The 20,982-nt window shown below is 46.1% G+C and carries 19 protein-coding genes; 16 read left to right on the forward strand and 3 right to left on the reverse strand.

From position 1 onward, the window contains the following. The 4 genes from ftsY to rpoH all read left to right on the forward strand — a co-directional run. The coding region (ftsY, locus tag PR799_RS10450; RefSeq protein WP_272522000.1) for a signal recognition particle-docking protein FtsY at nt 1–1,066 on the forward strand (1,066 nt) is incomplete at its 5' end. 6 nt (nt 1,067–1,072) lie between these two features. Then, a complete protein-coding gene (gene ftsE / locus PR799_RS10455; protein WP_154627782.1) occupies nt 1,073–1,738 on the forward strand; it encodes a cell division ATP-binding protein FtsE in 666 nt (221 codons plus the stop codon). Next, entirely contained in the window at nt 1,731–2,708 is a 978-nt protein-coding gene (ftsX, locus tag PR799_RS10460) for a permease-like cell division protein FtsX (RefSeq protein WP_132496629.1), read from the forward strand. Before ftsE ends, ftsX begins: the two co-directional genes overlap by 8 nt. Before the next feature lie 202 nt (nt 2,709–2,910). After that, the gene (gene rpoH / locus PR799_RS10465; RefSeq protein ID WP_108478418.1) at nt 2,911–3,786 is read left to right on the forward strand and encodes an RNA polymerase sigma factor RpoH; all 876 of its coding nucleotides are present in this window, start codon (nt 2,911–2,913) and stop codon (nt 3,784–3,786) included. 84 nt (nt 3,787–3,870) lie between these two features. Here the strand turns inward: rpoH and gloA2 are convergent, their stop codons facing one another. Beyond that, nucleotides 3,871–4,257, reverse strand: coding sequence for an SMU1112c/YaeR family gloxylase I-like metalloprotein (gloA2, locus tag PR799_RS10470; protein ID WP_154627781.1), 387 nt, complete (start codon nt 4,255–4,257; stop codon nt 3,871–3,873). Further along, entirely contained in the window at nt 4,254–4,670 is a 417-nt protein-coding gene (gene panM / locus PR799_RS10475) for an aspartate 1-decarboxylase autocleavage activator PanM (RefSeq protein WP_272522001.1), read from the reverse strand. Before panM ends, gloA2 begins: the two co-directional genes overlap by 4 nt. Nucleotides 4,671–5,060: 390 nt before the next feature. Between panM and PR799_RS10480 the strand changes: the two genes are divergently transcribed. The 5 genes from PR799_RS10480 to livF all read left to right on the forward strand — a co-directional run bounded on the left by PR799_RS10480 (nt 5,061) and on the right by livF (nt 9,966). Beyond that, nucleotides 5,061–6,170 carry a branched-chain amino acid ABC transporter substrate-binding protein gene (locus PR799_RS10480; RefSeq protein WP_132496626.1) on the forward strand — a complete coding sequence of 370 codons (1,110 nt, stop codon included), beginning with the start codon at nt 5,061–5,063 and terminating at the stop codon, nt 6,168–6,170. A 115-nt stretch (nt 6,171–6,285) separates the two neighbouring features. Next, nucleotides 6,286–7,212, forward strand: a complete 927-nt coding sequence (gene livH / locus PR799_RS10485; protein ID WP_154627779.1) for a high-affinity branched-chain amino acid ABC transporter permease LivH — start codon at nt 6,286–6,288, stop codon at nt 7,210–7,212. Further along, the gene (locus PR799_RS10490; RefSeq protein WP_154627778.1) at nt 7,209–8,477 is read left to right on the forward strand and encodes a high-affinity branched-chain amino acid ABC transporter permease LivM; all 1,269 of its coding nucleotides are present in this window, start codon (nt 7,209–7,211) and stop codon (nt 8,475–8,477) included. The genes livH and PR799_RS10490 overlap by 4 nt, the downstream gene beginning before the upstream one ends. Beyond that, nucleotides 8,474–9,265, forward strand: a complete 792-nt coding sequence (gene livG, locus PR799_RS10495) for a high-affinity branched-chain amino acid ABC transporter ATP-binding protein LivG (RefSeq protein WP_154627777.1) — start codon at nt 8,474–8,476, stop codon at nt 9,263–9,265. Before PR799_RS10490 ends, livG begins: the two co-directional genes overlap by 4 nt. Beyond that, a complete protein-coding gene (gene livF, locus PR799_RS10500) occupies nt 9,265–9,966 on the forward strand; it encodes a high-affinity branched-chain amino acid ABC transporter ATP-binding protein LivF (RefSeq protein WP_154627776.1) in 702 nt (233 codons plus the stop codon). The genes livG and livF overlap by 1 nt, the downstream gene beginning before the upstream one ends. 101 nt (nt 9,967–10,067) lie before the next feature. Here the strand turns inward: livF and PR799_RS10505 are convergent, their stop codons facing one another. Then, on the reverse strand, nt 10,068–11,000 hold the full coding sequence (locus PR799_RS10505; protein WP_272522002.1) for a hypothetical protein: 933 nt from the start codon (nt 10,998–11,000) through the stop codon (nt 10,068–10,070). Between the two features lie 562 nt (nt 11,001–11,562). Here PR799_RS10505 and hutU point away from each other — a divergent pair. The 7 genes from hutU (at nt 11,563) to PR799_RS10540 (ending at nt 20,898) form a co-directional block, all read left to right on the forward strand. Then, nucleotides 11,563–13,230 carry a urocanate hydratase gene (gene hutU, locus PR799_RS10510; RefSeq protein WP_272522003.1) on the forward strand — a complete coding sequence of 556 codons (1,668 nt, stop codon included), beginning with the start codon at nt 11,563–11,565 and terminating at the stop codon, nt 13,228–13,230. A 57-nt stretch (nt 13,231–13,287) separates the two neighbouring features. Beyond that, the gene (locus PR799_RS10515; protein ID WP_154627773.1) at nt 13,288–14,490 is read left to right on the forward strand and encodes a CaiB/BaiF CoA transferase family protein; all 1,203 of its coding nucleotides are present in this window, start codon (nt 13,288–13,290) and stop codon (nt 14,488–14,490) included. Further along, the gene (locus tag PR799_RS10520) at nt 14,487–15,623 is read left to right on the forward strand and encodes an acyl-CoA dehydrogenase family protein (protein ID WP_154627772.1); all 1,137 of its coding nucleotides are present in this window, start codon (nt 14,487–14,489) and stop codon (nt 15,621–15,623) included. The genes PR799_RS10515 and PR799_RS10520 overlap by 4 nt, the downstream gene beginning before the upstream one ends. A 282-nt stretch (nt 15,624–15,905) precedes the next feature. Beyond that, nucleotides 15,906–17,345, forward strand: a complete 1,440-nt coding sequence (locus PR799_RS10525) for a purine-cytosine permease family protein (protein ID WP_154603483.1) — start codon at nt 15,906–15,908, stop codon at nt 17,343–17,345. 138 nt (nt 17,346–17,483) lie between these two features. Beyond that, nucleotides 17,484–18,239 carry an electron transfer flavoprotein subunit beta/FixA family protein gene (locus PR799_RS10530; RefSeq protein ID WP_154627770.1) on the forward strand — a complete coding sequence of 252 codons (756 nt, stop codon included), beginning with the start codon at nt 17,484–17,486 and terminating at the stop codon, nt 18,237–18,239. 14 nt (nt 18,240–18,253) lie between these two features. Next, nucleotides 18,254–19,204 carry an electron transfer flavoprotein subunit alpha/FixB family protein gene (locus PR799_RS10535; RefSeq protein WP_272522005.1) on the forward strand — a complete coding sequence of 317 codons (951 nt, stop codon included), beginning with the start codon at nt 18,254–18,256 and terminating at the stop codon, nt 19,202–19,204. A gap of 11 nt (nt 19,205–19,215) precedes the next feature. Continuing rightward, nucleotides 19,216–20,898, forward strand: coding sequence for an electron transfer flavoprotein-ubiquinone oxidoreductase (locus PR799_RS10540; RefSeq protein WP_272522006.1), 1,683 nt, complete (start codon nt 19,216–19,218; stop codon nt 20,896–20,898). Nucleotides 20,899–20,982 lie beyond the last annotated feature (84 nt).

The raw sequence follows: 20,982 nt of genomic DNA on the forward strand, positions 1-20,982 counted from the left end.
AGAAGCAGCTCGATTAGCGGAAGAAGAAGCAGCTCGTATTGCAGAAGAAGGGGCCGAGGCGGCACGTTTAGCCGAGGAAGAAGCACAAAAGCAAGCGGAAGAAGACGCTGCGAAAACTCAGCCAGTTGAGCAGGAAAAACCGAAAAAAGAAGGCTTTTTCAGCCGTCTGAAGAAAGGCTTATTAAAAACTCGTCAAAATTTAGGTTCTGGTTTCCTTGGTCTATTCAAGGGCAAAAAAATCGATGACGACCTTTTTGAAGAGCTAGAAGAGCAGTTATTAATTGCGGATGTCGGTGTTGAAACTACCCGTAAAATCATTGATAACTTAACGCAGCACGCTTCCCGTAAAGAGCTAAAAGATGCCGAAGCGTTGTACGGTAAGCTGCGTGAAGAAATGTCTGATATTTTAGCCACCGTAGACAAACCATTAGAGATCGAAGGTAAAAAACCTTATGTTATTCTGATGGTTGGTGTTAACGGTGTGGGTAAAACTACAACGATTGGTAAATTAGCACGTCAGTATCAATCAGAAGGTAAGTCCGTCATGTTGGCGGCGGGTGATACATTCCGTGCCGCGGCAGTTGAACAACTGCAAGTGTGGGGCGATCGTAACAATATTTCAGTTGTCGCTCAGCATACTGGTGCTGATCCAGCTTCCGTGATTTTTGATGCGATTCAATCTGCTCAAGCAAAAGGTGTCGATGTGTTGATCGCCGACACCGCAGGGCGCTTACAAAATAAAGCGCACTTAATGGAAGAATTGAAGAAAATTGTCCGCGTGATGAAGAAGCTTGATGAGTCAGCCCCTCATGAAATTATGTTGACCCTCGATGCGAGCACCGGACAAAATGCGGTTAGTCAGGCTAAAATTTTCAATGACGCCGTAGGTTTAACCGGTATTACACTGACAAAACTCGATGGTACAGCAAAAGGTGGCGTAATCTTTTCAATCGCCGATCAGTTCGGTATTCCAATTCGTTATATCGGGATTGGTGAAGGTATTGAAGATTTACGCCCATTTAAAGCCGATGACTTTATCGAGGCTCTATTTGCCCGAGAGGAATAATTTTCGATGATCCGCTTTGAACATGTGAGTAAAGCTTATCGCGGTGGCCGCCAAGCGCTCCAAGGGGTAGATTTCCATCTACGCCCTGGGGAAATGGCATTTTTAACGGGTCACTCAGGCGCAGGTAAAAGTACATTACTTAAACTGATTTGTGGTATTGAGCGCCCAAGTGCGGGTCATATTCTGTTTAATGGTCACGATATCAGCCGACTAAAAGACAGAGAGATCCCTTTTCTGCGCAGACAGATCGGCATGATTTTCCAAGATCACCATCTGTTATTTGACCGCACTGTTTATGACAACGTGGCGATGCCACTAATTATTTCTGGTGCAAGTAGCGAAGATATTCGCCGACGCGTGAGCGCTGCATTGGATAAAGTCGGTTTGTTGGATAAAGCGAAAAACTTCCCAATCCAACTGTCTGGTGGTGAACAGCAGCGCGTGGGTATTGCACGCGCAGTAGTGAATAAGCCAACGATGCTTCTCGCGGATGAGCCGACAGGTAACCTTGATAACGAGTTATCTGAAGGCATTATGCGTTTATTTGAAGAATTTAACCGTGTGGGGGTGACGGTATTAATGGCAACCCACGATATTGCGTTGATTGAACGCCGTAATTTGCGTGTATTGACCTTAAGCGAAGGTCGGATGCTTGGAGGTCAACATGGCTAAGAATGTCCGCAAAGCGAAGCCAGAACGTGCCATGCAATCAAAAAGCAAAGCACTCAAAGGTGGCTGGCGTGAGCAGTGGCGCTACTCTTGGTTAAATGCGCTGGCTGATATGCTACGTCAACCGCTGGCAACCTTTTTAACTGTGATGGTTATTGCCATTTCATTAGCGCTACCAAGTCTGTGTTATATCGTTTGGAAGAATGTTTCTCAAGCGGCTGAGCAGTGGTATCCGACGCCTCAGTTGACGGTCTATCTGGATAAGTCTCTCGATGAGCAAGGGGGACAAAATGTGGTGACCCAGCTTGAAGCCCTTGATGGCGTTGCCCATGTGAATTACTTATCTCGCGACCAAGCGATATCGGAATTCCGTAGCTGGTCTGGCTTTAGTACCGCATTAGATATGCTAGAAGAGAATCCTCTACCAGCAGTGGCAATTATCACCCCGAAACTGGATTTTGAAGGTTCGAATGCCTTAGCAACATTGCGCGACCGTGTTAGCCAAGTTAACGGCATTGAAGAAGTTCGAATGGATGATAGCTGGTTCTCACGCCTAGCTGCATTAACTCGGTTGGTAGGGCAAGTGGCATCGGTGATTGGCATTTTGATGATTGTTTCATTGTTCTTAGTGATTGGTAATAGTGTGCGGCTAAATATTTTTGCTCGTCGCGATACCATCAATGTGATGAAGCTCATTGGTGCTACTGATGGCTTTATTATGCGCCCATTCTTAAATGGCGGGGTGGTATTAGGCGCCTTGGGTGCGGTGATCGCCCTCATTATGACATTCTTACTCGTGTGGCAGTTGTCCGATTTAGTCGCGCAAGTAGCAAGCGTATTTGGTACGCAATTCCACATTGAAGGGCTACTGTGGGAAGAGGCTCTGTTGATTATTTTAATGTCTGCAATTGTGGGCTGGGTAGCGGCATGGCTGGCAACATTACAACATTTACGCCATTTCAGACCAGAATAATTTAGTTGTTCCCATCGGTGCTAACTTATTGGCACTGATGGGAAAAATAAATTTCTGCGAACTTCTTTTCTAATTATGTGTCAGATATTGACCTGCGGTTAACTATTCTTGTATATAATTTATTTAACGCGGCTAAGCTGATAGACTACGGTTTGTCTGTATCGACTCTCTCCCATTTCAGTACAATTCATAGAGGATCTTAATGACCAAAGACATGCAATCACTAGCGCTTGTTCCACAAGGAAGTATTGAAGCTTATATGCGAGCTGCCAATGCTTACCCGATGCTGACCGCAGAGGAAGAAAAGGAACTGGCAGAAAGGCTGCATTACGATGGTGACCTCGAAGCTGCTAAGCAACTGATTTTATCCCATTTGCGCTTTGTTATTCACATCGCGCGTAGCTATGCAGGCTATGGTTTACCACAAGCTGACTTAATTCAGGAAGGCAACATCGGCCTGATGAAGGCTGTGCGTCGCTTTAATCCTGAAGTGGGTGTGCGTTTGGTGTCTTTCGCCGTGCATTGGATCAAAGCGGAAATTCATGAATACGTTTTACGTAACTGGCGTATTGTCAAAGTCGCAACAACAAAATCCCAGCGTAAGTTATTCTTTAACTTAAGAAAGAATAAAAAACGCCTTGGTTGGTTTAACCAAGAAGAGGTGGATATGGTTGCACAAGAGCTAGGCGTGAGCACCAAAGATGTGCTGGAAATGGAATCCCGTATGGCGGCGCAAGACATGGCATTTGATATGTCTGACGACGATGATAGCGGTGATTTCGGTGGCCCTGTTGCGCCGGTGCTTTTTCTCCAAGATAAGTCTTCTGATTTTGCCAATACCATTGAAGATGATAACTGGGAAAGCCACGCGACTGATCGCTTAGCAGATGCATTAGCATCATTAGATGAGCGCAGCCAAGATATCATTCGTGCTCGTTGGTTGGATGATGACAACAAAACGACGCTGCAAGAACTGGCCGACAAATATGGTGTTTCCGCTGAGCGTGTTCGCCAGCTTGAAAAGAATGCCATGAAAAAGCTGCGTCTTGCGATGGAAGATGAAGACGACGAGATGTAATGTTTCTTGCCCGTCTACGTTATCTGCATTTATTTCCTCTGATTGGAAAATAGATGCAGATAACTTATTCCTTTCCCCTAGTAATTAACGGGAATAAAGTTCTAAAGGCAGTCCATCTGGATCCGTAAAGAAGGTAAAACGCTTCTGAGTATACGGGTCGATTCTTACCCCTTCACACACCACCTGATTTTGTGCCAAATAGGCAATCCATTCTTCTATATTATCCACTTCAAACGCTAAATGACGTAACCCAGTGGCTTCAGGATAACTGAGTCTTTTGGGCGGATTGGCGAAACTAAACAGCTCAATCTGATAATGCTCTCCAAAAGCTAAATCTGCTTTCCATGAGTCATTCTCTGGACGGTAATATTCTGCGAGAAGCTGTAATCCAAGGATCTGGCAGTAAAAATCCTTACTCTTAGAAAAATCAGAGCAAATAATAGCAACGTGATGAATTTTATTAAGTTTCATACTGATGGCTCGATGTTTAGCTGCCAATGATGGGTTTCTTCGGTGGGTTGAAAACCACAGGCAACAAGAAATTTCTCCAAAGCGATTTTGTTTTGCGGTTCCACTCCCTGCAAGTCAAAGATCCAATGGTGGATTTCAGGTTGTTGACGGCAAATTTCCTGTAAAAGATACAATCCCACACCGCGACGGCGAGTGACTTCACGGACATTAAAATCACAGATAGTACCTTGTTGTTGATAAATAACCACTTTAGCAGCTGCCAATAAGCGATCGTTAAAACGCGCTCCATAAAAATGCACGCCAGACTCAAGGCGTTGTTCGAGTTGTGTTCGATTCTGGTCTAGCCAGATCTTCGATAAGTCGATGTATTGTTGCTCAGTAGGATTGACCAGAGGGATGATGGTAAGTCTCATGTTGTTTTGATCCATTTCATGGTGCATGTTGCACGCTATTCTAACAGCAGAGTGATCTGTAACCGATTTTTTAATTTCAAAGAGAAAAATTTGGTATTGATGAATTTTCCGAGTTTCCCTCGGATTAAGCCAAATTTAACTGGAATATAACACTAGCATTTACAAAAAATACACGTTTTATCATTAGTTTTTTATTCTGCAATTGATGTAAATAGCTGTCTCATTCATTTGCTATTTAGCATAATTCTCTTGTTTAATGGTCTGAAATATATAGCCTTATTGGCCGTATTTTGAAATATCAGGCATTGAACCTGTCACCTATAATAATTGATTATAAATCAATCACAAACACTCACAATCATACACAATATTGATGGCGGGGACGCACGAATGAAGAATATTAATAAAGCATTATTAGCGGGTTGTATCGCAATGGCATTAAGTCCAGCTGGATGGGCGAAAGAGATTAAAATCGCAGTTGTCGGCGCTATGTCAGGCCCCGTTGCTCAGTATGGTGATATGGAATTTACGGGCGCTCGCCAAGCTATTGCGGATATTAATGCGAAGGGTGGAATTAACGGCGATACACTGGTTGCCGTTGAATACGACGATGCGTGTGACCCAAAACAAGCAGTTGCGGTCGCCAACAAAGTGATTAACGACGGCATCAAGCACGTCATTGGGCACCTCTGCTCTTCCTCCACTCAGCCGGCTTCAGATATTTATGAAGACGAAGGCGTTCTAATGATCACCCCAGCGGCGACCAATGCGGATTTAACCACGCGTGGCTACCAGCTTATCATGCGCACAACAGGTTTGGATTCTGACCAAGGCCCAACAGCGGCGAAATACATTATCGAAAAAATTAAACCGAAGCGCATTGCAGTCGTCCATGATAAACAGCAATACGGCGAAGGTTTGGCTCGCTCAGTACGTGAAAGCTTAAACAAAGCTGGCGTGAAAGAAGTCATGTTTGAAGGTGTCACTGCGGGTGATAAAGACTTCTCTGCACTGGTCGCTAAACTGAAAAAAGAGAACGTCGATTTTGTCTATTTCGGTGGCTACTACCCAGAAATGGGGCAAATCTTACGCCAAGCGAAACAATCAGGTCTGAACATTCGCTTTATGGGGCCTGAAGGTGTGGGTAACTCCTCACTGTCGAATATTGCAGGAGACGCCTCAGAAGGTATGTTGGTGACATTACCGAAACGTTATGACCAACTTCCAGCTAACCAATCCATCGTCGATGCGATTAAAAAGAAAAAAGAAGATCCAACAGGACCATTTGTATGGACAACTTACGCAGCAATTCAAGGCTTAACTACGGCGATGCAGCGTACAGGCAGCACGGAACCTGATGTGCTGGCGAAAGATCTGAAAGCTAACCCTGTGGATACCGTTATGGGGCAATTAAGCTGGAAGCCAAATGGTGACCTGAAAGGTTTCGAATTCGGAGTGTTTGAATGGCACAAAGACGGAACCTCTACTGCACAAGAGTAATTCTCACTTGTATTGATAATTGAGAAATGCGTATTCAGTGATGAGCTGGAAGCTTGGTAACGGGCTTCCAGCTTCTGCTCTCCATAGAGGGACAGTAGTTTGAAAGGATAATCTTATGTCAGACCAAATTCTGTATTTTATTCAGCAATTCCTCAATGGCTTAACGTTAGGAAGCACTTACGCGCTGATCGCTATCGGCTATACCATGGTGTACGGCATCATCGGGATGATCAACTTCGCCCACGGTGAAGTGTACATGATTGGTAGCTACGTTTCGTTCATTGTCATTGCGGGCTTAATGATGCTCGGTATCGATGTGGGCTGGATCCTCATTGCGGCGGCGTTTGTGGCGGCCATTGTGGTATCAAGCTCCTATGGCTGGAGTATCGAGCGCGTTGCTTACCGTCCTGTTCGTCACTCTAAGCGCCTGATTGCGCTGATCTCGGCGATCGGGATGTCCATCTTCTTACAAAACTACGTCAGTCTGTCTCAAGGATCTCGCGATCTGGCATTGCCAAGCCTGATTACTGGACAGTGGGTATTAGGTGAAAGTGATGGCTTCTCTGCCATTGTCACCAAAATGCAACTGACTATCTGGGTTGTGACCTTCCTTGCGATGCTGGCACTCACGCTATTCATCCGTTATTCCCGTATGGGGCGCGCCTGCCGTGCGTGTGCGGAAGATTTAAAAATGGCAAGTTTGCTGGGTATCAACACTGACCGCGTGATCTCTTTGACCTTCGTGATCGGTGCGACGATGGCGGCGGTTGCAGGCGTGTTATTAGGGCAATTCTACGGCGTAATTAACCCGTATATTGGCTTTATGGCGGGAATGAAAGCCTTCACCGCAGCCGTATTAGGTGGAATCGGCAGTATTCCAGGCGCAATGCTGGGCGGCTTGATCCTCGGTGTGGCGGAAGCCATGACCTCGGCGTATTTAAGCACGGAATATAAAGATGTCGTCTCATTTGGTTTATTGATTGGTGTTCTGTTGATCATGCCAACTGGCATTCTGGGTCGCCCGGAGGTCGAAAAAGTATGAGAAAAGAAAATTGGATCAGCGCCATTATTGCTTCCGTCACCTTCTTTATTTTAGCGGTATTTATGATGGGGCTAAAATTAGGTCTCGATGGCACTAAGTTGATAGTGGAATCTGGGGGAGACGTTCGTTGGAATTGGATCTTCGTCGGTATCGCCATTATCTTTGTGTATCAATTAATTCGCCCCGCGTTAAGCAAAGTGTGGCAGGGCGTGCCCAAAAAATCGTGGGCGTTACCGGATTTTGACGGCGGCTCGCTCAGACAAAAAATTATCGGGCTTGCTATCATTATTGGGGCGATTATATGGCCATTTTTAGTCTCTCGCGGTAGCGTCGATATTGCCACATTAACCTTAATCTACGTGATGCTGGGGCTCGGCTTGAACGTGGTGGTTGGGTTATCCGGATTATTGGTACTCGGCTATGCGGGCTTCTACGCTATCGGCGCCTATACCTTTGGCTTACTTAATCACTATTATGATTTCGGTTTCTGGGAAAGCTTACCGATTGCCGGCTTAACGGCGGCATTAGCAGGATTCTTGTTGGGCTTTCCAGTACTGCGCCTGCGGGGTGACTATTTGGCGATCGTCACTCTTGGGTTCGGGGAGATCGTACGTATTTTATTATTAAATAATACGGAGATCACCGGCGGCCCGAATGGGATCAGCCAGCTGCCAAAGCCGACCTTCTTTGGCTTAGAGTTTAGCCGTACTGCTAAAGAGGGTTGGGACACATTCCATAACTTCTTCGGCTTAGATTACAACCCCGGCGACCGGATCATTTTCCTCTATTTTGTCGCCTTGTTGCTGGTGGTGATCACACTGATCGTGATCAACCGCTTATTACGGATGCCATTAGGGCGAGCGTGGGAAGCGCTACGTGAAGATGAAATTGCGTGTCGATCATTAGGCTTAAGCCCGACACGTATTAAATTAACCGCCTTTACAATCAGTGCAACATTTGCAGGGTTTGCAGGAGCGTTATTTGCTGCACGACAAGGGTTTATCAGCCCTGAATCCTTCACGTTTGCTGAGTCTGCCTTTGTATTGGCGATTGTGGTGCTTGGTGGAATGGGATCGCAAACGTCGGTGATTTTAGCTGCGATCATCTTGGTGGTATCAAGGGAGATGATGCGCGATCTGAATGAATACAGCATGTTGCTGCTGGGGGCATTGATGGTGCTGATGATGATCTGGCGTCCACAAGGCTTGTTACCAATGCAGCGCCGCCAAATGAAATTGAAAAGTGCACAAGGAGGCGGATCATGACGACGTCTATTCAGCCTTCGGCTGTACCGTTATTGCAAGTCAGTGGCTTAACCATGCGCTTTGGCGGTTTGCTAGCGGTCAACAACGTGGAACTGACGTTGAACCAAGGGGAAATCGTTTCACTGATTGGCCCCAATGGTGCAGGGAAAACCACCATATTTAACTGTTTGACTGGGTTTTATAAGCCAACGAGCGGGGCGATCCTCTATCGGGATAAGCATCTTGAAGGGCTTCCGGGTCAAGCCATTGCTCGCCTTGGGGTGATCCGTACGTTCCAGCATGTTCGCTTATTCAAAGAAATGACGGTGATTGAAAACTTATTAGTGGCTCAGCACCAACATCTGAAAAGCGGTATTTTCTCAGGCTTACTGAAAACGCCTGCATTTCGCCGAGCAGAAGCCGAAGCGGTAGATAACGCGGTGAAATGGCTAGAGCGGGTCAATCTTTCTGAATTTGCTAACCGTCAAGCGGGGAATCTGGCGTATGGTCAACAGCGTCGCCTAGAAATTGCCCGCTGTATGGTGACGCGACCTGAAATTTTGATGCTGGATGAGCCAGCGGCAGGGTTAAATCCGAAGGAAACTAACGATCTGGATGAGCTAATTGCAGAGCTGAGAACCCATCATAATGTCTCTATCTTATTGATAGAACATGATATGAAACTGGTGATGGGCATTTCTGACCGCATTTATGTGGTGAACCAAGGAACACCTCTGGCGAACGGAACACCGAACGAAATTCGCCAGCATCCGGATGTGATCAAAGCCTACTTGGGAGAAGCTTACTGATGCTGGAATTTAAACAAGTTTCCACCCATTACGGGAAAATTCAGGCGCTGCATGATGTCAGCTTAAATATCCAAAAAGGGGAAATTGTCACGCTGATTGGTGCCAATGGTGCAGGAAAAACGACGTTACTCAGTACGTTATGTGGCGACCCTCGCGCATCCTCTGGTCAGGTACTTTATCGGGGGGCGGATATTACTCAGCTACCGACACCGCAAATTATGCGTAAAGACATTGCGCTAGTGCCGGAAGGGAGGCGGGTGTTTTCCCGCATGACTGTTGAGGAAAATCTGGCTATGGGCGGTTTTTTTGCGGATCGCCATCAATATCACGAGCGTATTGAACGGGTTTATTCGTTATTTCCACGGCTGCATGAACGTCGTAGCCAGCGTTCAGGAACCATGTCCGGTGGTGAGCAGCAGATGCTAGCCATTGGACGGGCGCTGATGAGTCAGCCTGAATTACTGTTATTGGATGAACCTTCATTGGGGCTGGCACCAATTATCATTATGCAAATTTTTGACACTATTTTGCAGCTACGGGAAGAGGGGATGACCATCTTTCTGGTGGAGCAAAATGCTAACCAAGCATTGAAACTCGCTGATCGTGGGTATGTGTTAGAAAATGGGCATATTGTTCTGGAAGATAGCGGAAAAGCCTTGCTGGCGAATGAAGCGGTACGCAGCGCTTATCTCGGCGGGTAGTATTTTCGTCATAAATTTCGTCATACTTTGAGCTGTTTCGGTGTTGACCGTGAACGCTAACCCTAGTCATATACTTGTGTATGTGACTAGGGCTTAGCCGCTTACTCATCATGCGAATTATTTCTTATTAATTCTTCCATATTATTTTTTTTGATTGTAATTTTAAAATCATCTTTATTATCATTAATAAAGTTAAAAATACCCTTGTGATTATTTAGTTTAAGATGTTTTTCATTGTCTTTAGTTAGATATGTTTTTCTTTCGATTGAAATTGACAATCCCGGTAATGCACTGCCGAAATCTTCACTTGTATTTATATATTCAAATGTTTTATTCGCTGTAATAATGCAATCCCCATTTTTTGTTTCTTTAATACTAAAGGTGGTTTTCATATCCTCAATTGAACTGTTATTTTTAGATTTTTGAATATCCCCTTCCCCTATATAGTAATGTTCATTTTTATTTATTTTTTGTAAAAGTATTGTGGGATCTGCAAGAAAGCCTTGATGAGCAATTTGCGATATTAATTGTGCGTTTTTTAATCCAAATTTTGCAGTGAGAACCCTTGCATCTTTAATTTTAACTGAATTTTCTTGGCGGTATGGAGTGTGTAAGTGAGTGTTTGTTCTATTGAAATCCTTGTTGAATTTATCAGATAGGTTTCTATCAAAAGTATATCCATTACATTCATGAGTACGGCCAAGGTGAGTAGATGTGCAACTATCATTAGTGTTAGGTTTAAATCTTTCTATTTTTTTTCTCAATATAATAGCAGTTGATTTTTCATCATGAATAATTTCTTTTTTATATTTACTATTAATACTGAAGTTTTTTTTAATAAAGGCAATGTTATTTTTTATATTTAATTCACTTTTTCTATTTTTTATTGGTGATTTGAATAAATTACAAAATGATTCTAATGCATTATTTATTCGACAGACAAAGTTGGAGAATGAATTTTTATTCGATATTTTACTCTCAATAGAGGGAAGGTTTTCGGTGGAATAGGGTATGTTTTGATTAATTTTAGTCATGAAAACTCACTTATTGGTATATTTCATTTTGGGATAGGCTACCTCACGGAGAAAATAAATTATTGCATAAATAGATATTACCTATTCAGAGGTATCATGCGATGAAATGGCAGGTGATAATCTTATAAAGATAGGTTTTAGTCGTTTTAACTGTTAATTTTTCTATTCTTACGGAATGTGAAGTATCTCTCATTTCTGTTATTTGTTTGTTTCTGCATAGAAAATCAAATGTATATACAAGTTTTTGTGTAGAAACAGCACCCTAGTTATTGTTGTCTAACTTTTCTCCATCTCCCTTCTCCACTGTAGCGACAAAAATTCAAATTTCAATGTATATACTTTGTGAATCAAATGTATATATATTTAATTATCAACTAAGCAAACAGGGCAAAAAGAGTTGTTCTCAACCGTTCTTTGATTTTATTTAACTAATTGATTTTAATGCCAAGTTAAAAGATTCCTACGGTATGAGAATGATCTGGCAGCCACTAACTCAACAATGATAAATAACCGAAATTGTTAATTTTGCGTTAAAACAAGTGGATGGATAGGGGATAAAAGAATGTTAAACCGTACAGATTCAACGCGCGTGATCCGTGCCCCGCACGGTAGCCAAAAGAGCTGCAAAAGCTGGCTGACTGAAGCCGTCTACCGCATGATCCAAAATAACTTAGACCCAGATGTCGCTGAGCATCCGCAAAGCTTGGTGGTGTATGGTGGCATTGGACGTGCAGCCCGTGACTGGGAATGTTACGACAAAATTTTAGATGTCTTAAAAACCCTCGAAGACGACCAAACATTGCTGGTGCAATCCGGTAAACCTGTCGGGGTTTTCCCAACCCATGTAGACGCGCCTCGCGTTTTAATTGCTAACTCCAACATTGTTCCTCATTGGGCGAATTGGGATCATTTCAACGAATTAGATCGCAAAGGCTTGATGATGTACGGGCAGATGACTGCCGGCTCATGGATCTACATCGGTTCACAAGGGATAGTGCAAGGCACTTACGAAACTTTCGTTTCACTGGCAAAACAGCATTTTAATGGTAACCCTGCGGGGCGTTGGATCCTAACTGGCGGCCTAGGCGGTATGGGGGGGGCGCAGCCTTTAGCGGCTACTATGGCTGGTTTTAGCATGATTGCGGTTGAGTGCGATGAAAGCCGTATCGATTTTCGTTTAAGAACCCGTTACGTAGACAAAAAAGCCACTTCACTGGATGAAGCGTTGGGTTATATCGAAGAAGCCAAAGCGAGCGGTAAGCCAGTCTCTGTGGGCTTATTAGGCAATGCGGCGGATGTGTATAACGAGTTAGTCAAACGCAATATCACGCCAGATTCAGTCACTGACCAAACCAGCGCCCATGACCCAGTACACGGTTATCTACCACAAGGTTGGACATTATCCCAGTGGCGTGACAAGCAACAAACTGCGCCAGCCGAAGTGACTAAAGCCGCGAAGAAAAGTATGGCGGTGCAGGTGGATGCCATGCTGCAAATGCAAAAGCGTGGCTCAGCCGCGTTCGACTACGGCAACAACATTCGCCAAATGGCCAAAGATGAAGGTGTGAATAATGCCTTTGATTTCCCAGGATTTGTGCCTGCGTATATTCGTCCACTGTTCTGCGAAGGAATTGGTCCATTCCGCTGGGTGGCACTGTCGGGTGACCCAGAAGATATCTACAAAACAGACCAAAAAGTCAAAGAACTGATCCCAGATGATAAGCATCTGCATAACTGGCTGGATATGGCGCGCGAGCGTATTGCATTCCAAGGTTTACCAGCGCGTATTTGTTGGGTAGGACTAAAAGACCGTGAAAGATTGGGGCGCGCGTTTAACGAGATGGTGAAAAGCGGGGAGCTAAAAGGCCCTATCGTCATCGGTCGTGACCATCTTGATTCTGGCTCTGTTGCCAGCCCACATCGTGAAACCGAATCCATGAAAGATGGTTCAGATGCCGTCTCTGACTGGCCATTACTCAATGCGCTGCTGAACACCGCAGGCGGCGCGACGTGGGTGAGCTTGCATCACGGCGGCGGCGTGGGAATGGGCTTCTCGCAACACGCTGGGGTGGTGATTGTGTGTGATGGCACCGATGCCGCAGATAAACGTCTTGCTCGTGTGCTGCACAACGACCCAGCAACTGGCGTCATGCGCCATGCGGATGCCGGTTATGACATCGCCATTAATTGTGCGAAGCAGCAAGGCCTTAACTTGCCAATGGTCAAGTAATGTCGAATGCCGGCTCCATGGAGTCGGCACCTTTTAGCCTCACATAAGGAATTCACGATGAATGCGGCAATGACTCAAAAACCACACGGACCGCTGGCTGGGATCAAAGTAATTGATTTAAGCCGCGTGCTAGCAGGGCCTTACTGCACTGGCATGATGGCAGACTTGGGCGCCGAAGTGATCAAAATCGAAGTGCCTGATCATGGTGATGATAGCCGTCATCTTGGTCCTTTTATTGACGGTGAAAGTGTTTATTACGGGCTGATCAATCGTGGAAAACGCAGCATTGAGTTAGATCTTAAAGACGATGGCGATCGTCAGATTTTATTTCAATTGATCAAAGAGAGTGATGTGGTGGTGGAGAACTTCCGCCCCGGTGTCACCAAGCGTCTTGGGATCGATTTCGACAGTGTTAAACAGCTTAATCCCAACATTATTTACGCCAGCATTTCAGGGTTTGGACAAAACAGCCCCCTAGCGAGCTACCCAGCGTATGACATTGTGGCGCAAGCCATGTCTGGGTTGATGAGCGTGACAGGTTCCCCAGAGTCAGGCCCTACACGCAGTGGTGAATCCATCGGAGATGTCTGTGCGGGCGTATTTGCCTCATGGGCGATTAGCAGCGCGCTGTTTGCTCGCGAACGTCACGGTGAAGGCGCGCAATATCTGGATGTTGCCATGGTGGATGTGCTGCTCAGTATGCAGCTCACTGGGTTATCTAACTTATTTGCCAATGGTAAGGCGCCAAGTTTAGTGGGTAATCGTCACCCTGTTTCAACGCCATTTGATACCTACCAAGCAAAAGATGGTTTGGTGGTGATTGCGATTGCCAGTGAAAAACTGTTCCAACGTTTCTGTGAATGTATGGGGAAACCGGAGCTATCCCAAGACCCGCGTTACTTGAATGACCCGACTCGTACGGTAAACCAAGCGGCGCTACGTGAAGAAATTGAGCGCTGGACAGGAACAAAAAGTGTCGAGGAAGTGTGTGACTTACTCCTGAATGCTGGCGTTCCTGCCTCGCCAATTCACAATTTACAGCAAGCGACGCAAAGTGAGCATGCCGAAGTTCGCCAAGTATTAACCCACTTAAATGATGGCGGTACTCCTCTGATTTCTCAGCCTGTTTTCTTTAATGGCGTGAAACCGAAGGTCACCCAAAGAGCCCCTGTTCTTGGGGAAGGCAATGAACACTATAAATCGACAGCCACAGCAGCTACTACAACCACAACGATAAAAAGCGCGGAGACGATGCAATGAGTTTTGATATTAATGAAACCGAGTACGCCATTGTAGAGGCCGTTGAAAAAGTGTGTCGCGATATCCTGCAAGCGAACGCTCAACGCTATGATGAAGAAGAAATTTTTTGTGCGGAAAGCTTAACCGCGCTGGGGGAAATGGGCTGTTGGGGAATTAACTTACCGGAGCAATATGGCGGTTTTGGGATTGGTAGTATTGCCATGAGCATGATTGTTGAAGCGGTGGCAGCGGCTTGTGCCTCCACATCCTCCGCATTGACGGCCCATTTCTTAGCGACAGATTCTATCTTGATTGGCGGAACAGAAGAGCAAAAAAATTATTGGTTACCAAAAGCAGCAAGTGGTGAATTACTTGGCGCATTTGGATTAACCGAGCCAGCCGCAGGTTCAAACCCCGCGGATATGCGCACGACAGCAACCCGTGAAAATGGCGGTTGGCGCATTCGTGGCAACAAACACTATATTACCAATGCCAAAGAGGCAGATTTCATCGTGCTGTACGCCAAAACGGACGTCGAAGCAGGCGCTCGTGGCATTAGTGCTTTTATGATCCCAAAAGGGACGGAAGGCGTCGCATTTTCTCAGCCAGAAAAGACCATGGGGCTGCGTGGTAGCACTATCTATGAATTAGCGCTCAACTGTTGGCTGCCAGAATCGGCATTGCTAGGTGAAGAGGGCAAGGGTTTCCATACGGCGATGGAAGTGTTGGATAAAGGTCGTGTAGAAGTGGCGGCAACGTCATTGGGGATCGCCCGTGCAGCCATGGAAAGTACATTAGGCTGGGTGAAAGAGCGTCAGATTGGTAAGAAGCCGCTGGCGGCTTATCAAGGAACGCAATGGAAACTTGCCGATATGCACACACAACTGGAAGCCGCGCGTATGCTGACATGGAACGCAGCGGAACTGCGTGATTCTGGACAGCGTTTTAGTTTGCAATCAGCCACCGCAAAACTGTTTGCGGCGGAATGCGCCGGTTTTGTGACGGATGCCGCGCTGCAATTGCATGGGGGGTATGGTTATATTCGCGATCTACCCCTAGAGCGCTATGTACGAGATGCCCGTATTTTGCGTATCTTTGAAGGGACGTCAGAAATTCAAAAAATCATTATTTCGCGCGCCGTTCTCGACGCTTAATTTTGATGTGTTCGACCCGATAGGTAAGACAGGACTTATCGGGGTTTTTCCAGCTATGAGTATCTAAGCAATAACAGGAGCACTACCCTGACAACAGGATCATGGACTTAAAAACACAACAACAATCAGGTTTAAGAATGTATTTCAATTATTAATGACGGGTAGATAAAACAATAACATACCTGCATCACGTCAAATGTCTGTGCTCACAACATAGAGAATTCATTACTGACGACTAATTGGTTCATTCTTTAAGCCAGCCTTGCTTAAAGAGGAATTACCATGACAGTTTCCAACGATATCATCGGGCAAAAGCAGTCTCGCCAAGATAATGTTCCGCTTATCGAAGCACGTTCCATTGACTATATTCCTGAATCTGAACGACACGGGACGTTGTCGAGCCAATTCACGCTGTGGTTTGGGGCTAACTTACAAATCACCGCAATCGTCACCGGTGCCCTCGCTGTTGTACTGGGGGGCGATGTCTTTTGGTCGTTGATTGGCTTGTTTATCGGTCAATTACTGGGGGGCGCAGTGATGGCGCTCCATGCTGTACAAGGGCCGAAGCTGGGTCTACCGCAAATGATCTCCAGTCGCGTGCAGTTTGGGGTTTATGGTGCGGTCATCCCGATTTTATTAGTCTGTATGATGTACGTTGGGTTTTCTGCCAGTGGGACAGTATTGGCGGGGCAGGCGGTGGGGCAATTACTGAACGTCAGTGATTGGATGGGGATCGTGATTTTCGGAATTGTGATCATCGGTATCACTATCTGCGGCTACCGCATCATCCACATTCTCGGTAAAGTGGCGAGTGTCGTCGGTGTTATCGCCTTCTTCTACCTATTCTTCCGTCTGTTCTATATGAATGACGTCTCGGTATTATTATCAAATCGTCATTTTGACTGGACGAATTTCCTATTAGCCATGTCGCTGTCGGCTTCTTGGCAAATTGCGTTTGGCCCTTATGTGGCAGATTATTCCCGCTATTTGCCGACCAAAACCCCAACCATCAAAGCGTTTTTAGCTGTAGGTTCAGGGACAGTGATCGGAACTCAAGCCTCAATGATCTTAGGGGTGTTTGCGGCAGCGCTTGCCGGTAATCAATTTGCAGGTCATGAAGTTTCCTACATTGTTGGCTTAGGCAGCACGGGGTTAATTGCAGCGCTGCTGTATATCAGTATTTTCTTTGGCAAAGTGACGATTACCGCTCTGAATGCTTACGGCAGCTTTATGTCGATGGCGGCAATTTGGTGTGGTTTCCGTGGTAAACACCAGATATCCCGTGGTCAGCGCCTGTTTTTTATTATCCTCATGGTGAGCTTTTCGACGGCGTTAGGTCTTGCTGGGCAACACTCATTCTTAAAACTGTTCTCGGCTTTCTTGCTGTTCTTATTAGCGTTCTTTACGCCATGGAGTGCGATTAACTTAGTGGATTACTACTGGGTGACGAAAGGTCGCTACGATGTTCCGCAATTATCCAACCCGAATGGCCGTTATGGTCGCTGGAACAAAGTGGGGATCATCACCTACGTGGTTGGCGTATTGATCCAAATGCCATTTATTGCCACCGGATTCTATACAGGTCCGTTGGTCGATAGCCTAGGCGGCGTGGATATTTCGTGGATTGTCGGTTTAGTCGCCACCAGTATTATCTACTATGTCGCGGTAAAAATTTGGCCAATGTCAGTGGCGCCAAGCCTGATATTGCCAGAAACCAAATAAGGTTTATTTCTTAGGTAACATCTTAATTTTCCAACGATAAAAATAGTCAGTGATGGCGTCCTAGCAGTGAAAATATTCACTGCTATGGGCTCCCTCAACTCAAAAATAGCAGTAACAAAGTGCGCGATAGGAGTGGTTATGAAAATTTTAGTCGCAGTAAAACGGGTGATTGACCATAACGTTAAGGTGCGGGTTAAAGCCGATGGCTCAGGGGTTGAGCTGGCGAATGTCAAAATGGCGATGAACCCATTCGATGAAATTGCGGTAGAAGAGGCGGTACGCTTAAAAGAAGCGGGCAAAGCCACCGAAGTCGTCGCTGTCTCCATCGGCGAAGCCTCGGCGCAAGATACGCTGCGTAGTGCAATGGCGATTGGGGCTGACCGAGCCATTTTGATTCAAAAAACCGCCGAGATGGCGCTAGAGCCGCTGGATATTGCCCGCCTTTTGCAGCAAGTGGTGAATCAAGAGCAACCGGATTTAATTTTGCTCGGCAAGCAAGCTATTGATGATGATTGCAACCAAACTGGGCAGATGCTTTCGGCGCTATTGGGTTGTGCACAAGCTACATTTGCGTCGCAGATTATGGTCGAGGGCGAAACGCTGCAAGTCACGCGTGAAATCGATGGCGGCTTAGAAACCTTATCCATGGGATTGCCTGCGATTGTGACTACCGACTTGCGTTTAAATGAACCTCGCTATGCCACATTGCCTAACATCATGAAGGCAAAGAAAAAACCATTAGACATCATTGATATTACGACACTGAATTTTAGCCCATTAGGGCAAGTAAAAATCGTCAACGTGACTGAACCGAAAAAGCGTTCTGGGCAGTGCACCATGTTGAATGATGCCGCCACGTTAGTGACTGAACTGCAAGCCAAAGAAGTGATTTAACAGGGAGCCTGAACATGAGCCAATTATCCGTTTTAGTCGTTGTTGAGCACGATAACCAAACCATTAAATCTTCAATCTATAACAGCATAACGGCGGCACGCGAAATCATTGCACAGGGTGGAAGCCTACATGTGCTGGTGGCGGGAAGCCAAGTGGCTGCAGTGGCACAATCTGCGGCTTCCATTCTTGGCGTCGAAAAGGTAATCACCATCGATGCCGAACCGCTCAAAAATGCGCTGGCGGAATCCATGACGAGCGCGGTGGTTGCCGTGGCGCAGGGCTATAGCCACATTATTTTTCCTGCGACTACATTTGGTAAAAACATTGCCCCTCGTGTCGCTGCCACGCTGGGTGTTTCCCAGATTTCGGATATTACCCAAGTGGTGGATGCACAAACGTTTGTCCGCCCAATTTATGCTGGAAATGCGTTGGCAACGGTACAAAACAATGGCAATCAGGTGGTGATCACCGTACGCAGCTCAGCATTTTCAGGAGCGACTGCAACCCAGTCCCCTGTAGGAATCGAACCTGTATCTGTTGCGCAGTTCACCCAACTTTCGGCGCTCACTAGCCAGTCATTAACCCAGATGAGCCGTGCAGAATTAAGCTCTGCCAAAGTGGTGATTTCAGGGGGGCGCGGTTTAAGTTCCGGTGAGAATTTTGCGTTGCTGGAAACCATTGCCGACAAATTAGGGGCTGCGGTGGGGGCTTCCCGTGCGGCAGTGGATGCGGGGTATGTGCCAAATGATTATCAAGTCGGACAAACGGGCAAGATCGTCGCGCCAGATCTGTATATTGCGGTTGGGATCTCCGGCGCCATTCAACATATCGCGGGCATGAAAGAGAGCAAAGTGATCGTGGCGATTAACAGCGATCCGGAAGCGCCGATTTTCCAAGTGGCAGACTACGGCATTGTGGGGGATCTGTTTGAGATCTTACCTGAATTCGATAAAGCGCTGGCGTAGGAGAGAGCAAAATGACTATCGACAATAGTGCGAATGTTTCGGCGTCTTGTACGCGAGAATCCATGGAGTTTGATGTCCTGATTGTCGGTGGTGGGCCCGCAGGATTATCGGCGGCAATTCGCATTAAACAACTCTCGTTACAAACTGGTCGGGAGCTTAGCGTCTGCTTAATTGATAAAGGCGCCGAAGTTGGGGCGCATATTTTATCGGGCGCGGTCATCGATCCCCGTGGACTGAATGAGTTATTACCCGACTGGCAGCAAACCATTTCAGCCTCACTCACTGCCGTCAGTGAAGATCGTTTTTTATGGCTCAAAGAGAACAAAGCCAGCAAATTGCCATTATCTTTGTTACCTACTAGCCTGAAAAACCACGGTAATGTGATTGGTAGCCTTGGGCAAGTCAGCGCAGCACTTGCAGTAGAAGCGGAGCAACTCGGTGTCGATATTTTCCCGGGGTTTGCGGCTACCGAAATCCTTTTTGATGATGCGAGGCAGGTTATTGGCGTCACCACTGGCGACATGGGGCTAGACAAACAGGGCAACCCAACGGCTATGTATCAAGCTGGTATGAACCTATTAGCCAAAATGACTTTTTTCGCTGAAGGGTGCCGAGGGCAACTAGGTAAACAGTTAATTTCTCATTTTGATTTAGCGGCAAACCGCGGTAAACAGACTTATGGACTGGGTCTCAAAGAAATTTGGCAAATTCCTAAAGAGCAGCATCAAGCGGGGCTCGTGGTGCATTCAATCGGCTGGCCGTTGGATAACCAAACCTATGGGGGTGGATTCGCTTACCACTATGGAGAAAACTTGGTGGCAGTGGGGCTGGTAGTGGGGCTAAATTATGAAAATCCCTATTTATCTCCATTTGATGAATTCCAGCGTTTGAAAACCCATCCTGCCTTCAGTGCTTTTTTGCAAGGCGGCGAGCGTGTGAGTTATGGGGCGCGTACCATGGTGGCGGGGGGCTTACCCGCATTGCCAGAGTTAAGCTTCCCCGGCGGCGCATTAATTGGTGATGATGCGGGCTTTTTGAATGCAGCACGCATTAAAGGCAGCCACTGCGCGGTGAAAAGCGGCGTATTAGCGGCAGAGGCTTTATTTGAATCGTTCGCCGAAAATGGCGTCGATTATGCGGAATTTACCCGCCAGTTTCAGCAGAAATTCGAAAAAAGCTGGTTGTATGACGAACTTTATCAGACCCGCAATTTCAAGCCATATATGAAAAAAGGGTTAGTGATGGGGTCGTTGATGTTCGGTGCAGAGCAATGGTTATTAAAGGGTCGTAGCCCTTGGACGCTTAAACTCAAACTGGATGACCATCAAGGGCTTAGACCTGCCAGTGAATTTCAGCCGATCCATTACCCAAAACCGGATGGCAAGTTGTCATTTGATAAACCTTCGTCGGTGTTTTTATCAAATACGAACCATGCAGAAGAGCAGCCTTGCCACTTACGTTTAAAAGATAATGAAATTCCTATTCGCGTGAATTTATCCACTTATGCTTCACCGGAAACACGATATTGCCCTGCGGGTGTATACGAAATAGTGAGTGATCAGATGCAGGAAAAACTGCAAATAAATGCGCAGAACTGCCTGCATTGCAAAGCGTGTGATATTAAAGACCCTCTGCAAAATATTACGTGGACAGCACCGCAAGGGGGAGAAGGACCTATTTATCAAGGCATGTAGTTATCTTTGTTGTGAGAAAATGATTTGTTGTGATGTTGATGTGTTGATACCTGACGTAATGTCTGTGATGTGGAGATTATCGAA

The organism is Providencia sp. PROV202 (assembly GCF_028479565.1).
Lineage (GTDB): Bacteria > Pseudomonadota > Gammaproteobacteria > Enterobacterales > Enterobacteriaceae > Providencia > Providencia zhijiangensis.

Excerpts from the sequence above, each read along its gene's own strand:
- rpoH (WP_108478418.1), top strand. The coding sequence starts at position 2,911 with ATGACCAAAGACATGCAATCACTAGCGCTTGTTCCACAAGGAAGTATT.
- PR799_RS10505 (WP_272522002.1), bottom strand. The coding sequence starts at position 11,000 with ATGACTAAAATTAATCAAAACATACCCTATTCCACCGAAAACCTTCCC.
- PR799_RS10535 (WP_272522005.1), top strand. The coding sequence starts at position 18,254 with ATGAGCCAATTATCCGTTTTAGTCGTTGTTGAGCACGATAACCAAACC.
- gloA2 (WP_154627781.1), bottom strand. The coding sequence starts at position 4,257 with ATGAAACTTAATAAAATTCATCACGTTGCTATTATTTGCTCTGATTTT.
- PR799_RS10515 (WP_154627773.1), top strand. The coding sequence starts at position 13,288 with ATGAATGCGGCAATGACTCAAAAACCACACGGACCGCTGGCTGGGATC.
- PR799_RS10540 (WP_272522006.1), top strand. The coding sequence starts at position 19,216 with ATGACTATCGACAATAGTGCGAATGTTTCGGCGTCTTGTACGCGAGAA.
- PR799_RS10530 (WP_154627770.1), top strand. The coding sequence starts at position 17,484 with ATGAAAATTTTAGTCGCAGTAAAACGGGTGATTGACCATAACGTTAAG.
- panM (WP_272522001.1), bottom strand. The coding sequence starts at position 4,670 with ATGAGACTTACCATCATCCCTCTGGTCAATCCTACTGAGCAACAATAC.
- PR799_RS10480 (WP_132496626.1), top strand. The coding sequence starts at position 5,061 with ATGAAGAATATTAATAAAGCATTATTAGCGGGTTGTATCGCAATGGCA.
- livG (WP_154627777.1), top strand. The coding sequence starts at position 8,474 with ATGACGACGTCTATTCAGCCTTCGGCTGTACCGTTATTGCAAGTCAGT.
- ftsX (WP_132496629.1), top strand. The coding sequence starts at position 1,731 with ATGGCTAAGAATGTCCGCAAAGCGAAGCCAGAACGTGCCATGCAATCA.
- PR799_RS10490 (WP_154627778.1), top strand. The coding sequence starts at position 7,209 with ATGAGAAAAGAAAATTGGATCAGCGCCATTATTGCTTCCGTCACCTTC.
- ftsE (WP_154627782.1), top strand. The coding sequence starts at position 1,073 with ATGATCCGCTTTGAACATGTGAGTAAAGCTTATCGCGGTGGCCGCCAA.
- hutU (WP_272522003.1), top strand. The coding sequence starts at position 11,563 with ATGTTAAACCGTACAGATTCAACGCGCGTGATCCGTGCCCCGCACGGT.
- PR799_RS10525 (WP_154603483.1), top strand. The coding sequence starts at position 15,906 with ATGACAGTTTCCAACGATATCATCGGGCAAAAGCAGTCTCGCCAAGAT.
- livF (WP_154627776.1), top strand. The coding sequence starts at position 9,265 with ATGCTGGAATTTAAACAAGTTTCCACCCATTACGGGAAAATTCAGGCG.
- livH (WP_154627779.1), top strand. The coding sequence starts at position 6,286 with ATGTCAGACCAAATTCTGTATTTTATTCAGCAATTCCTCAATGGCTTA.
- PR799_RS10520 (WP_154627772.1), top strand. The coding sequence starts at position 14,487 with ATGAGTTTTGATATTAATGAAACCGAGTACGCCATTGTAGAGGCCGTT.